Source organism: Pseudomonas sp. R1-6 (assembly GCF_051132115.1).
GTDB lineage: Bacteria > Pseudomonadota > Gammaproteobacteria > Pseudomonadales > Pseudomonadaceae > Aquipseudomonas.
In genome coordinates, this window is the sequence record NZ_CP071662.1 from 1012374 (window position 1) to 1025845 (window position 13472).

Consider the following 13472-nt stretch of genomic DNA (forward strand, 5'->3'; position numbering starts at 1 on the left):
CATCCACTGTGGGAGCGAGCTCGCTCCCACAGGTTGATCGTGGGGTCAAACTTTCGCAGGGTTCTGCTTTTGCGGATCGATCCCATAAAGTGTAATCGCCTCAGCGACTTTTTCCCTTGGGATTTGCCCGTCGTCGGCCAGGGCCTTCAACGCCGCGAGGGCGATGAAGTGACGGTCCACCTCAAAGAATCTGCGCAGCGACTCGCGAGTGTCCGATTGACCGAAACCATCCGTGCCCAGGGCCACGAAGCGGCGCTTGGGTACGAACGGGCGGATCTGGTCGGCGAAAATCTTCATGTAGTCCGTCGCGACCACCACCGGGCCCTGCTTGTCGTGCAGGCAACTTTCCACATAACTGACGCGCGGCGCGTGCTCGGGATGCAGCAGGTTCCAGCGTTCGGCTTCCTGGCCGTCACGGCGCAGTTCGGTCAGGCTGGTCACGCTCCAGACTTCGCTGCTGACAGCAAAATCCTGTTCCAGCAATTGGGCCGCCGCAACGACTTCCTGAAGGATCGAACCGCAACCCATCAGCTGCACATGCTTGCCTTCGACAGGTTTTTCCGGCGCCGAGAGGCGGTACATGCCCTTGAGAATGCCTTCCTCGACACCTTCGGGCATCGGTGGGTGGGCGTAGTTTTCGTTCAGTACGGTGATGTAATAGAAGATGTCTTCGTTTTCAGCGTACATCCGCCGCATACCGTCCTGGATGATCACCGCCAGTTCGTAGGCGTAGGTCGGGTCGTAGGATACGCAACACGGGATGGTCGAGGACAGCACGTGGCTATGGCCGTCGTCGTGTTGCAGGCCTTCACCCATGAGCGTCGTCCTGCCGGAAGTCGCCCCGAGCAGGAAGCCGCGAGCGCGTGCGTCGCCCGCCGCCCAGGCCAGGTCGCCAACGCGCTGGAAGCCGAACATCGAGTAAAAGATGTAGAACGGCACCATCATCACGCCATGGGTGCTGTAGGACGTGCTTGCGGCGATCCACGAAGATATCCCGCCGGACTCGTTCAGCCCCTCCTGCATGATCTGGCCGTCCCGGGCTTCTTTGTAGTAGCTCAACTGGCCGGCGTCTTGTGGGGTATACAACTGGCCGACATGGGAGTGAATGCCGATCTGGCGGAACAGGCTTTCCATGCCAAAGGTGCGAGATTCGTCCGGCACAATGGGCACGATCAGCTTGCCGATGTTCGGGTCCTTGAGCAGCGTGCCGAGGATGCGCACGAACGCCATGGTGGTGGAAATCGCCCGTTCGCCCGTGCCTTTGAGCTGTGTATCCAGCGCTGATAAGGGTGGCACCTGCAATGGCGCCACGGCGTTGAAACGCGCCGGGATATAGCCGCCCAACTGGGTCCGCCTGGCTTGCAGGTAGAGGGCTTCGACGCTGTCCGCGGCGGGTTTGAGATAAGGCATGTCACCCAACTGGTCGTCGGTGAGCGCCAGTGCGAACCGGTCACGGAACGCCTTGACCGCCTCGTCGCCCATTTTCTTGAGTTGGTGATTGATGTTCTGGCCTTCACCCGCTTCGCCCATGCCGAAGCCTTTCACGGTCTTGGCCAGAATGACTGTCGGCCCGCCAGTGTGGCGCATGGCAGCGGCATAGGCGTTGTAGACTTTTTCCGGATCGTGGCCACCGCGAGACAACTTCCAGATGTCGTCGTCGCTCAGGTCGCTGACCAGCTCCAGCAACTGGGGATACTTGCCGAAGAAGTGTTCACGCACATAGGCGCCGTTCTGGGATTTATAGTTCTGGTAGTCGCCGTCAACGCATTCCATCATCCGTTGGCGCAGCAGGCCGCTCTTGTCCTTTTCCAGCAGGGCATCCCAGCCACTGCCCCAGATCACCTTGATGACATTCCAGCCGGCCGCCCGGTACAGGCTTTCGAACTCCTGGATCACCTTGCTGTTGCCACGCACCGGACCGTCCAGGCGTTGCAGGTTGCAGTTGACGACAAACATGATGTTGTCGAGCTTCTCCCGGCCCGCCAGGGAAATGGCCGCCAGCGATTCCGGCTGATCCATTTCACCGTCACCGAGAAACGCCCAGACTTTGCGGCCTTGGTGTTCTTTCAGGCCACGATCTTCAAGGTAGCGCATGAACCGGGCCTGATACGCGGCGGTGATCGGTCCGAGCCCCATGGAGACCGTTGGAAACTGCCAGAAGTCTGGCATCAGCCGTGGATGCGGATAGGACGAAACACCGTCGCGGTCAGTCTCGCGGCGGAAGTTGTCCAGCTGCTCTTCGCTCAGGCGACCTTCCAGATAGGCGCGTCCATAGATGCCGGGTGAAGAATGGCCTTGGATGTACACCATGTCGCCAGCGAATTGCTCGGTGCGGCCACGGAAAAAATGCTCGAAGCCGACGTCATACAAAACGGCCGCCGATGCATAGGACGCGATGTGCCCGCCCACGTTTGAATGTTTGCCGGCGCGCAGCACCATGGCCAGCGCATTCCAACGGATATAGGCGTTGATCCGGCGCTCGACGGCCAGGTCGCCAGGGTAGGGCTGCTGGCGGTCGACCGGGATCGTATTGACGTAGGGGGTCGTCACTCGGCCGTAGAAATCGCCGTGGCGGTTGGCGTCGAAATCAAGCATCTGGTCGATCAGGTAGTGAGCGCGAGGGCGCCCTTCGACGCTTGCCACCGACTCAATGGATTCGAGCCATTCGCGAGTCTCTTGTGGATCCTCGTCGAGAAACATGGATTGTTGTGCCATCGTTGTCGTCTCCTGGTCAGTGCTGCAGCACCGAGTCGTTTGGTGCCTGACTAAGGGGCGTGGGTGGACGCCAACCTTCTGGAATTTTGTAGTTGCATTTGCAACTACGAGCGAGAACTTATCCTGCCACGCGCTACAATTGCAACTAAATCGATCTCATTAAAAAGGTGCTGCATGTCTTCAAACGAGCCGGACACCTGGTTCAGATTCGTCCGGGCCCACCGCTGCCTGATCCGCGAAATAGAGCGTCGCCTGGCGGCTGAGGGGCTGCCTGCCTATGCTTGGTACGACGCGTTATGGGGCTTGGAAAGTGGCCCTGACGGCGCGCGGCGGATGAGCGAATTGGCCGATGTCATGGCCATCGAACGCTACAATCTCACGCGCCTGGTCGACCGCCTGGAGGCTGAAGGCCTGGTCACCCGCAGCCGCGCCAGCGACGACGGTCGAGGCGCGTACGCGGCCATCACCGAGAGCGGGAAAGCGCTGCGCAAGAAGATGTGGAAGGTCTATGAAGGCGCGGTGGACGAATTGTTCCTGTCGCAGTTCGATGACGACCAGCAACGAGTCTTCAGCGAAGCATTGGAACGTGCGGCCAAAGCGGCGCGCTCCAGTGGGCGAGCGGGATGAGCGATGTGTGGTCATTGCAACAGGTATTGGCTCATCGCCTGCTCGACCAACGCTCGGTCGATAAGCCCATCCTGAGCCAGGGCCTGCAACGACGACACCACGATCCAGTGTTTATCCACCGCTGCGCAAGCGGCACCGGTAGAGTCGGCGCCGAGGGCCACGAACCGTGAGCCGATGTGGCTGCCGATCTGCTCGGCGACGTGCTGCGCGTAACCCGTCACCGCGACGACCGGACTGTCCGAGGGGCCCAGGCAGTCGAGCAGATGCGACGATCGTCTTGGCATCCCGGGGTGCATGCGATTCCAACGCTGTGCCTTGTCCGCGTCACGGGCCAAGCGGGTATAGCTGGGGCAGCTCCACAATTCGCGCCGCGTAGCGCCCAGGTGAGGCGCTGACCGGGTGTCCTTTCCACGGGCTCACCAGCAGCGGGTGTTCATTCGCAATAGATGTGCTTCACTTTTCTTTTTTTGTCGATCACCACAGTGAGGCGAGATTTATCCGGGTGCTTGGCCCGTTCCGAGTGGGTGATCCGCACGCGCTTCACATCCAGTTTTTCCCTGTACTGGGCTTTGGACAAGGCTTTTTGAGCTATACCTCCAGGTTCCAGAATCATCGCCAGCCCGACTTTCTGAATATTGCAGTCCTCGGTCGCCAGCGCCGGGAAACAGGTGCCGGCCAATGTAATAGGCAGGATAAGTGGCAGCGCTCTGATGCAGCTTATCGTTGTATTCACCCTAGGCTCCTGCTCGCGAACCTGTAGCAGGTTAAGAGCCAACGCCGCTGCGCAACTACTGTCAGAGTCGACAGTAGCCAATATCAAATAGAAATATCGAAGCTGTGACTTGCTGCATATCGCTATTAAGCGCTCCATGCACAACCCATCGGCACCCAAGGACCTCGCGCCATGAAAGAACAAGAACAACAAACCTTGCTGCAAACCCTTCGGGCCCGTTTTGAACAGAAACCCGACCGCCATCCAAACATCCCATGGGCCGACGTCCAGACGCGGCTCGACAACAACCCCAGCGCCCTTGAAACGCTCCAAGCCATGGAAGCCACCGGCGGCGAGCCCGACGTGATTGGCCTGGACGCGAAGACAGGCTCTATCACCTTTTGCGATTGCGTAAAGGAAAGCCCGACCGGCCGCCGCAGCCTCTGCTACGACCGTGCGGCCCTGGATGCGCGCAAGGAGAACAAACCCAAAGGCAGTGCCCTGGAATTGGCCGAAGCGATGGGCGTGAGCCTGTTGACCGAAGTGCAATACCGGGCATTACAAGCGCTGGGTGAGTTTGATGCCAAGACGTCCAGTTGGTTGGCAACACCTTCGGAAATCCGGGCGCTGGGTGGGGCGTTGTTTGGCGATTTTCGTTATGGCCGGGTGTTCGTTTACCACAATGGGGTGCAATCGTATTACGCGGCGCGTGGGTTTCGTGGGGTGCTGCAGGTTTAAGACAAACCCGTGGCGAGGGAGCTTGCTCGCGCTGGGTTGCGCAGCAGGCCCCGGCGGCATGGCAGGGGAAAACGGTTGGCAGGTTTTGCGACTGCTGCGGAGTCGAGCGGGAGCAAGCTCCCTCGCCACGGAGGTCGCCGCCGCTAAATCGCCTCACTGAAAAGTCAGAACCTCACATCCCTTGGCCTCAAGGATCTGCGCGAAGCCCGGCAACCGCGCCACAAAATCCGTCTCGAACGCCAGATACCGATCCTGCGCCGGCACGTAACGAATCTCAGGCTTGACGCGCGGGATATCCTTGGTCGAGAGCTTCACTACCTCATTGCTGCGTTGATTCCAAAACCATGCCAGGGTCTGGGTGCCGAAGGTGTTGGCGCGATAACGCCACACCCACCAATCACCATGCCCACGGGACACATGAAGCTGTCCATGGAACGTGCGCAGCGTGATCACCTGCTTGGGCTGGGTGACCAGCAGGCGGGTGTCCTGGCGCAGCTCGCTGCCGAAGCCGTCCAACGTCGCCTTCGCCTTGGTGCCGGTGATGAAATTGAAGCGCCACGCCAACAGCACCGTCTCTTGATAACCCGAGTGCTCGACGTTCGGCCGCGCGCCTTCGCTGAACAGCAAAATCTCGTCACCGCCCAGGTACGCGGTCGATGCGCGCAGCTTATAAGCCTCGGCGGGCATTGGCTTGGCGGCGACGGCCTGGTGCGGCGGGTCCTGGTTCCAGACCCAGCAGCGCTTGCCGTTGTGTTGCATGAACAGCAATCGGCGCGGGCCGACGGGCAGGATGGTCAGCTCATCCGAGTCCTCGAAAATCACCTCGCTGCTGTCCGCCGTGGTCCGCCTGATCCTCGTCAGGTGCTTGGGCTCGTAAATGCGCTGGCGCTCGAAAATCGTGTCGTCTGCCACAACGCAGGGTTCTTCGAATGCCTGCCACTCCTGGCCGGCAGGTCCGAAGTCCTCTATGGTATCGCCCCGGCGAGTCTCATATTTGAACCGATCATCCGCGCTGTAATCGCCGCGTTTGACCTGGCGTCGCCACAGGCTGCGCTGGGCGTTGGCGTCGATCAGCCGCAGGTCCCCGCCATCCACCTCATCGGTGCGTTGTTCGAGCATGTCCAGCTCGACAGGCGGCCACTGGTTGTAGTCGATCAAAAAGCACAACCACCGGTCTTCGTCCTGCTCGGTGATGGCAGCCCAGCCATTGCGGTAGTTGTATTCATGCACGTGAGTGGGGCCGGGGTAGTCATGGACTTCCTGCAGCCAGTTCACCTTGCCGCGCTTGGTCTTGGCCGGTTTGTGTTCGGTCACCATGGGCTTGGGCGGCTCGATCAATCTCGGCGTGAATCTGGGTTCGCCACGTGGGCTTTGCCAATGCTGGGCAAACGCCTCGCGTTGGTCGGAGGGGAAAATAACCGGCCGATAATCATCGCCGCCGGCGTCCAGGTTCCACAGGTCGTAACCATGGTGCGACAACAGCGCCGCCAGCGCCTCGAAGCAGACCTCGGGCATCTCGTTGGACAGCTTATCCAATAACGTCTCGAACCCCGGGCCGGCAAACACCCCGATGTCGGGGTAGTAATGCTGCAGCAGCCCAAGCAAGTCGCTGCCGGGTGTTTTCCAATCGATATGAACCAACGGATCAAAGGGCGATGGCGTCACGGCTGTCCTCCCGGTGAATTCTCTGCGCCGATCTTAGGCAAATCGACAACCCGTGGCGAGGGCGCAAGGTCCCTCGCCACGGTGTTACAGCAAGCCCCTTTCAAAGCTCTGGAAACTCATCCAGATAACACACCGGTGAGCTCGACTCCGTGCGTTTCTCCACCTCATCCTCCAACCACTGCGCCAGCACCACCGCGTTATTTTCATCCGTCGATTTGGCCGCATACACCAGGGTAAGCGTTCCATCCCGCGCAAGGTCCACCAGCTTCCACCAATGCTCCGGCCGCGCCGCCAATTCCTTGCGATACGCCTCGCGGAACTGCTCGAACGAAACCGCGCCCGCCTTGAACGCCTTGCGCAATGGATGGGAAGGCCCGACCTGCGGCAGCCACTCGGTGATCGCCAAGGCATCCTTGGGGCGGTTACGCGGCCACAAACGGTCCACCAGCACCCGCACGCCATCCTCGGCGGTGGCGGTTTCGTAGGCGCGTTTGCATCGGATCATCAGGGCCCGCCTGTGGAAACTGGACCGACTGAGCATAGGTCGCCGACGAGGAGGTGACCAGCGAGCCACCCATCGGAAAATTGGAATTCCATCCCCTCATTCAAAAGCCATGGGCGCTCAAGCAAAGGCACTGCCCCCAGCGCGGCGGACATGATGGGCGCAGCACTGTGGGATTTTTCGAGCCGCAATCCGCCCCGGATTCGGTTTCTCCGTTTGATTTGTCGACAGGAACCGTCGGGTCGTCTTGGCGTGACCCGCTGTATCAGGAATGAGTGAACACAATGAATAGAAGTTACCGAGTCGTCTGGAATGCCGTGATGGGCGCATGGCAGGTGGCATCCGAGTTGGTCAAAAGCCAGGGCAAGGACAAAAGCCGTCAATCCCTCAACACCAGACTGAGCCTCGTCATGGGCGTGGGCGGCGGTGTATTCGCCTCGTTTGCCACGGCGGGGCCTTTGCCGACCGGCGGCAATATCGTGGCGGGTAACGGCAGCATCCACCAGGGCGGCACGGGCATGGTCATTCATCAGGGCAGCGACAAGCTTGCGATTGACTGGCAGAGCTTCTCCATCGGCAAGGGCAACACCGTCCAGTTCGTCCAGCCTGGCGCGAATTCTGTCGCATTGAACCGGGTATTGGGCTCGGATGTGTCGGTGATACAGGGCGCGCTGAAAGCCAACGGCCAGGTGTTCCTGGTCAACCCCAACGGCGTATTGTTCACCCCCGGCGCGCAAGTGGATGTGGGCGGTCTGGTGGCCTCCACGCTTAATCTATCCACCGAAGATTTCCTTGCCGGCAATTACCGTTTCAGTGGCGACAGCGCCGCGTCGGTGGTCAACCAGGGCAACATCAACGCAGCGCAGGGCGGCACTGTTGCCCTGATCGCTGCGAAAATCGTCAACGAAGGCAACATCACCGCGCACAAGGGCAACGTGCTGCTGGGCGCCGGCAGCGTCGTGACGCTCGACTTGGGTGGGCCGGTGCAGTTGGAAGTCCAGGAAGGCGCGTTGCAGGCGTTGATTGAAAACGGCGGTGCCATTCGTGCCGATGCCGGGAAAATCCTGCTGACCGCCCGTGCGGCGGAAACCCTGGCGAGCACCGTCATCAACAACACCGGCCTGATCGAAGCCCGTTCCCTGGATGTCGGTGAAAACGGCGTGGTCACGTTGATGGGCGACCGGGGCGACGTACAAGTCGCCGGGCGCATCGATGTGTCTTCCGACACCGCCAAGGGCGGCAAGATCGTCGTGACCGGGGATCGCGTGGCCATCAACGGCGGCGCTGCGCTCGACGCCACCGGCGCCAAGGGCGGCGGCGAGATTTACGTGGGCGGGAGCTGGCAAGGCAAGGACGCTTCGATCAAGCAGGCCAGCCAGACCACTATCGCCGCAGGCGCCGTGCTCGATGCATCGGCCACCGATAACGGCAAAGGCGGCACCGTGGTGGCCTGGTCGGATGTGAAGAAGCCTGGCAGCGTGACGCGCGTGGACGGCACCTTGAAAGCCACCGGCGGCGCCAAGGGCGGTGACGGCGGCAAGATCGAAACCAGCGGCGCCAAGCTGGCGGTGAGCAAAGCCGCCGATGCCTCGGCCAAAAACGGCATGGGCGGCTTGTGGTTGCTCGATCCGGACAGCGTCACGGTGGGACCGGGCAACGGCGGGTTGACGGGCGGCGCCAACGGGACAGAGGCCACGGTCGGTTTCAACGCGATCGATACGGCCCTGGCCGGCGGCACCGATGTGGCGATCAAAGCCGACAACAGCATCCACTGGAACGGCGACTACACCCCGACGAACATCAGCGGCGATCGGACGCTGACCTTGCAGTCCGGGCACAACGACGTCGGCACGGGCCGCTACGTCTTCGGCAATATCTTCCTCAACGGTGACATCGACGCCAGCGGCGCGGGCAATGGCAACAGTTTGGCGTTGATCTTCAATGGCAAGATGGCGCTCAACACCGACGTCAGCCTGAAGAGCAACGGCGGCAACATCGTGTTTGCCGGCGTGGTGGATTCCGATGCGGTGGCCAACAAGCGCGAGCTGCGCGTGGACGCAGGTTCAGGCTCGATCATCTTCAGCGACATGGTGGGCGGTAACAGCGCCCTGGGCGCCCTGTACGCGACCACCAGTGGCGCCGGCAAGACGTATATCAACGGTGCAAAAGTCTTCACCAGCGGCGAGCAGGTCTACAACGGTGCGGTTGAGATGGGCACCTCGCAGTTCCTGAACGCCGACTTCGAAAACGGCCTGGTCGGCTGGAAGACCTCCATCGACCAATTCTTCACTGGTGTGACCGTGGTGGAGGGCGTGGTATCTCCCGATGACCCGACGCTGCCAACCACATCGCCGACCAATGGCAACCCGCCGAGCGTTTCGCCTGGCGACCAGGGCGACATGAACTACAAGCCCCTCACACCGGTCGTCGCGGCTGGCCAGGGCCAGGACGGTGGCGCTGCGCTGCTGCTGGGCACCGAGAACAACTCCAACTGCCAGAACGCACCCGCCGGTTGCATCATGCGCGGTCCGTCGGTGGTGAGCGAGGGCACGGTCTCCCTGGCGGCGGGGGAAGCGGTCAGTTTCGATTACAAACCGGTCGCGGGCGGCGACACCTATGACGTCTTCGGCTATCTGTTGAACGTCAACACCGGTGAATACCAGATCATCCTGAACGAAACGGGGAACGGCACGGGCGCGGTGGATTGGAAAAGCCATACGGCGACCGCTGACAAGGCCGGCACGTACAAATTCGTGTTCGTTTCGGGCAGTTTCGACCAGACCGCCGGCAAGCAGGTTGGCGGCTCGCTGTACGTCGACAACATCAAGACCAACACCTCGGGGAGCAAGGGCCTGCAAGGCAGTTCGATTACGTTCAACGGCAGCCTCAACGGCACCGACAACAACCTGGCCATCAAGGCCGACGATATCAACTTCAACGGCGGCGCCGGCAGCGTTACCGGCAATGGCTCCATTGCCCTTGAAACCAACACCCCGAGCAAAAACATTGCCGTGGGCGGCAGCACCGGCGACGCCGCCGGTTCGCTGGAACTGACCGGCACCGACATCAGCGCCCTGGGCGACGGGTTCACTTCCGTCAAGATCGGTGGCGCGGACATGACCGGTGACATCAGCATCATCGAAGCCACCCGCATCAACGACAACCTTATCCTCGATGCCGGCACCGGCGATATCCACATCAATGACCAGTTGACCGTGGCGGACGCACCAGGCACCGGCAACGACGACAACAAACCGGCTCCGGTCCTGGCATTGCAAAGCAATGGCGGCAAGATCGACCAGACCGCTGGCGGCGCCATTGTCGCCGATGGCCTGGTGTTGCTGGGTGACGGCGCCGTCCATGACCTGGACAACGCCGCCAACGACGTCGACACGATTGCCAGCGACACCGGCACCGTCAGCTTTGCCGATGTCGATGACCTGACCGTCGGCGTCGTCACCGTTCCTGACAGCCAGACCCCGGCGAACCCGCAAGGTGTGCCGGTGGCCGGCATGACCCAGACCGGCGACCTGAACCTTATCGCCGACACGCTTACGGTCGGCCAGGCATTGGCGACCCAGGGCAATACGAGCCTGACCGCCGACGAAATCGATCTCGCCGCGAGCGTTGCCGGTGGCGGCAGTCTCACCTTGCAGCAGAAGACCCCAGGCCTGGATATCCACGTGGGCGGCAGTGATGACCCAGAGGTGACCGGGCCAAACGATCCGCTGGTGCTGTCCGACGCTGACCTGGCCAACATCCAGGACGGTTTCGACAAGGTCGTCATCGGCAATGACAAGACCCGCAACATCACCGTCGACGATGAAGGCGCGACGCTCATGGACGACCTGGCGTTGGTCGCCAACGGTGTCCTGAACCTGCTGGGCGATCTGACCCTCGAGGATCCCGAAGGCACCGACGAAGACGGCACGACCGGCAAAGGCCTGACCCTCACCGTCGACGGCGGCAAAGGGGCGACCCAGGCAACGGGCGCGACCATTACCGCGGACGAATTGGCCCTGCGCGGCGAAGGCGATTTCGACCTGGGCAAGGGGCATGACGTGGGCGTCATCGCCGCCGATGTCGGCAGCTTGAAATTCGCCGGCAACGGCAACCTGACGGTTGGCGTCGTGGACGGCACCGTTGGGATTACCTCCAACGAAGCGGTCACCCTGAAAACCGACCACGACCTGTCGCTGGTTAAAGGCATCACCATCGAAAACGGCCCACGGGATGACGCCGGCCAGGGTCAAACCCGCGCCGACGACATCATCACCCTGGAAGTGGCGGGCAACACCACCCAGGCCGGTGACGCCGGGGCCAAGCTCGATGCCAGCGGCCTGGTGCTGCTGGGCGGCAACTACGCCCTGGGCAACAGCGGTAACGTGATCGGCGATATCGCCAGCGATGCGGGCAAGGTCCAGTTCAACAACAACGGGAACCTCAAAGTGGGCTCGCTTACCGCGACCCATGCCGATGGCACGCAAACGACCGTCACCGGTGTGAACAACACTGGCGACGTCAGCATCGCCACCGACGGTGATCTGGCGATCAACGAAGCGCTGGCCACCAGCGGCAACGTGTTCCTCAACGTCGATGGCAAGACCACCCAGGATGCCAACGGCAACATCACCGCTGACGGCCTGGCGCTCAATGGCGGCGACTTCGAGTTGCGCAACAACGGCAACGTGGTGGGCGACATTGCCAGCGAGGCGGGCAAGGTCGCGTTCAACAACACTGGCAATTTGAAGGTTGGCACGCTGACTGAAACCGACGGCAACGGCAACGTGGTCAAGACGACTACCGGCGTGAACAACACCGGCGACGTGAGCATCGGCACCGACGGCGATCTGGCGATCAACGAAGAACTGGTCACCAGCGGCAACGTGTTCCTGAACGTCGATGGCAAGACCACCCAAGATGCCAACGGCAACATCACCGCTGACGGCCTGGCGCTCAACGGCGGCGACTTCGAGTTGCGCAACAACGGCAACGTGGTGGGCGACATCGCCAGCGAGGCGGGCAAGGTCGCGTTCAACAACACTGGCAACCTGAAGGTCGGCACGCTGACTGAAACCGACGGCAACGGCAACGTGGTCAAGTCCACCACCGGGGTGAACAACACCGGCGACGTCAGCATCGGCACCGACGGCGATCTGGCGATCAACGAAGCGCTGGCCACCAACGGCAACGTGTTCCTCAACGTCGATGGCAAGACCACCCAAGATGCCAACGGCACCATCACCGCCGATGGCCTGGCGCTCAAGGGCGGCGATTTTGACCTGCGCAATGCCAGCAACTGGGTCGGCGATATCGCCAGCCGGGCGAAGGACGTCAACTTCGTCAACCGCACGGACGTCACCGTCGGCAGGCTGACCGAGACGGCGCTGGACGGCACCCAGCTGGATCAGATCGTTGGCATCGGCAACACCGGCAAAGTCCAGGTTGTAACGACCACCGGTAATATCACCCTGACCGAGAACGTCAGCACCACCAGCAATGCCGCTGATGCGATCGTGCTCAACGCCGGTCAATCCGCTTCGGCGGGCGTGGCCTCGGGCGGTGACGTTAAAGCCAACGCGGGCGTGACGGTGTCCACCGGCGCGGGTGGCCGGGCGGTGATCTACACCGGCAGCCTCGCCGGCAGCACCGGCGTGGTGGATGTGGTGGGCAGTGGCAGCGGCAACTTCCGCTACAACAGCGACGAGCAGCAGAGCAATTTCGGTCGGGCGCTGGGCAACACCGGGGTTCATGCCGTATACCGCGAGCAACCGACGCTGGTGGTGTCCACGAACGGTACGACCACCCAGACCAAACCATTCGACGGCCAAACCACGTTCAACGGTGGCGGTGCAGCCGGTTTCGACGTCAACGGCCTGCAGAACGGTGACACCAAACAGATGCTCGGCCAGCCGGAGTATTCGATAGGAAACCCAGACCCCGGCACCCACCAGATCAATATCGGTGGGCTGGCTGACCTCGGTTACCTGATCGTCAGCGACCCGGCCAATGGCAACCTCACGGTGACGCAGTCCATCGATATCAGCGCCATCCAGCAGAGCGTCGCCGATGCAACGCGCATCGTCGTGCAAGTGACTTCGCCCCATGCGCCGGAGCTCAATCCGGTCCAGCCGAAACCGACTGATTGGTCCGACGTCGGGGTCGAGGACGGCGGCCTGCTGCTGGTGGATCAGAGCGGCGCGCCGGCAAACGCCAATGGCGGCAACGCTGCGGGCGACGCCCTGGCCCAAGGCGACGGCGATTCGGCTGCCCAGGCCCAGGACGCCGACAGCGAGCGGGAACTGGCCGGGACTGTCTGCGCCGACGGCGGTGTATCGGGTGGGGCCGCCTGTGCGGCCTACCCGCCACAGACTGTTTTCGTCGTGCGCGGCGGTGTGCGCTTGCCGAGCCTGGCCATGCGTCCCTGACCCCTGACACTCACTTTTCCCTTTGAAGGAGCCCCTTGGCCGCGTCCCCGGACGCGGCCAAGGGGCTCAGGCAACCCGCTTTATT

General features: G+C 61.9%; 8 protein-coding genes. 3 read left to right on the forward strand and 5 right to left on the reverse strand.

Annotation, left to right across the window (positions count from 1 at the left end; genetic code table 11):
• Positions 1 to 45: 45 nt before the first annotated feature.
• Complete coding sequence (gene aceE, locus J3P81_RS04735) at positions 46 to 2715, reverse strand: pyruvate dehydrogenase (acetyl-transferring), homodimeric type (protein WP_434562395.1); 2670 nt, start codon at positions 2713 to 2715, stop codon at positions 46 to 48.
• Between the two features lie 174 nt (positions 2716 to 2889).
• Here aceE and J3P81_RS04740 point away from each other — a divergent pair, with 174 nt between their 5' ends.
• Positions 2890 to 3342: a MarR family winged helix-turn-helix transcriptional regulator gene (locus J3P81_RS04740; protein ID WP_420764117.1), complete on the forward strand. Its 453-nt coding sequence runs from the start codon at positions 2890 to 2892 to the stop codon at positions 3340 to 3342.
• An 11-nt stretch (positions 3343 to 3353) separates the two neighbouring features.
• Here J3P81_RS04740 and J3P81_RS04745 read toward each other — a convergent pair whose 3' ends face one another.
• Together J3P81_RS04745 and J3P81_RS04750 are read right to left on the reverse strand one after the other, a co-directional pair.
• Positions 3354 to 3626 carry a hypothetical protein gene (locus J3P81_RS04745; RefSeq protein ID WP_434562397.1) on the reverse strand — a complete coding sequence of 91 codons (273 nt, stop codon included), beginning with the start codon at positions 3624 to 3626 and terminating at the stop codon, positions 3354 to 3356.
• A gap of 149 nt (positions 3627 to 3775) precedes the next feature.
• Positions 3776 to 4075, reverse strand: a complete 300-nt coding sequence (locus J3P81_RS04750; RefSeq protein ID WP_420764119.1) for a hypothetical protein — start codon at positions 4073 to 4075, stop codon at positions 3776 to 3778.
• 171 nt (positions 4076 to 4246) lie between these two features.
• On the opposite strand from J3P81_RS04750, the gene J3P81_RS04755 reads away from it, so the two are divergent.
• Positions 4247 to 4792: a DUF4256 domain-containing protein gene (locus J3P81_RS04755; RefSeq protein ID WP_434562399.1), complete on the forward strand. Its 546-nt coding sequence runs from the start codon at positions 4247 to 4249 to the stop codon at positions 4790 to 4792.
• A gap of 153 nt (positions 4793 to 4945) precedes the next feature.
• Here J3P81_RS04755 and J3P81_RS04760 read toward each other — a convergent pair whose 3' ends face one another.
• Both J3P81_RS04760 and J3P81_RS04765 read right to left on the reverse strand, forming a co-directional pair.
• A complete protein-coding gene (locus J3P81_RS04760; protein ID WP_434562401.1) occupies positions 4946 to 6457 on the reverse strand; it encodes a DUF6630 family protein in 1512 nt (503 codons plus the stop codon).
• A gap of 100 nt (positions 6458 to 6557) precedes the next feature.
• Entirely contained in the window at positions 6558 to 6962 is a 405-nt protein-coding gene (locus J3P81_RS04765) for a DUF488 domain-containing protein (protein WP_434562403.1), read from the reverse strand.
• Between the two features lie 281 nt (positions 6963 to 7243).
• Here J3P81_RS04765 and J3P81_RS04770 point away from each other — a divergent pair, with 281 nt between their 5' ends.
• Positions 7244 to 13387 (forward strand): filamentous hemagglutinin N-terminal domain-containing protein, encoded by a 6144-nt coding sequence (locus tag J3P81_RS04770; protein WP_434562405.1) that lies wholly within the window; start codon positions 7244 to 7246, stop codon positions 13385 to 13387.
• Positions 13388 to 13472 lie beyond the last annotated feature (85 nt).

What these genes read in the sequence shown, in the direction of transcription:
- aceE (WP_434562395.1), bottom strand. Translation starts at nt 2,715, where the DNA reads ATGGCACAACAATCCATGTTTCTCGACGAGGATCCACAAGAGACTCGC.
- J3P81_RS04740 (WP_420764117.1), top strand. Translation starts at nt 2,890, where the DNA reads ATGTCTTCAAACGAGCCGGACACCTGGTTCAGATTCGTCCGGGCCCAC.
- J3P81_RS04745 (WP_434562397.1), bottom strand. Translation starts at nt 3,626, where the DNA reads ATGCCAAGACGATCGTCGCATCTGCTCGACTGCCTGGGCCCCTCGGAC.
- J3P81_RS04755 (WP_434562399.1), top strand. Translation starts at nt 4,247, where the DNA reads ATGAAAGAACAAGAACAACAAACCTTGCTGCAAACCCTTCGGGCCCGT.
- J3P81_RS04765 (WP_434562403.1), bottom strand. Translation starts at nt 6,962, where the DNA reads ATGATCCGATGCAAACGCGCCTACGAAACCGCCACCGCCGAGGATGGC.
- J3P81_RS04770 (WP_434562405.1), top strand. Translation starts at nt 7,244, where the DNA reads ATGAATAGAAGTTACCGAGTCGTCTGGAATGCCGTGATGGGCGCATGG.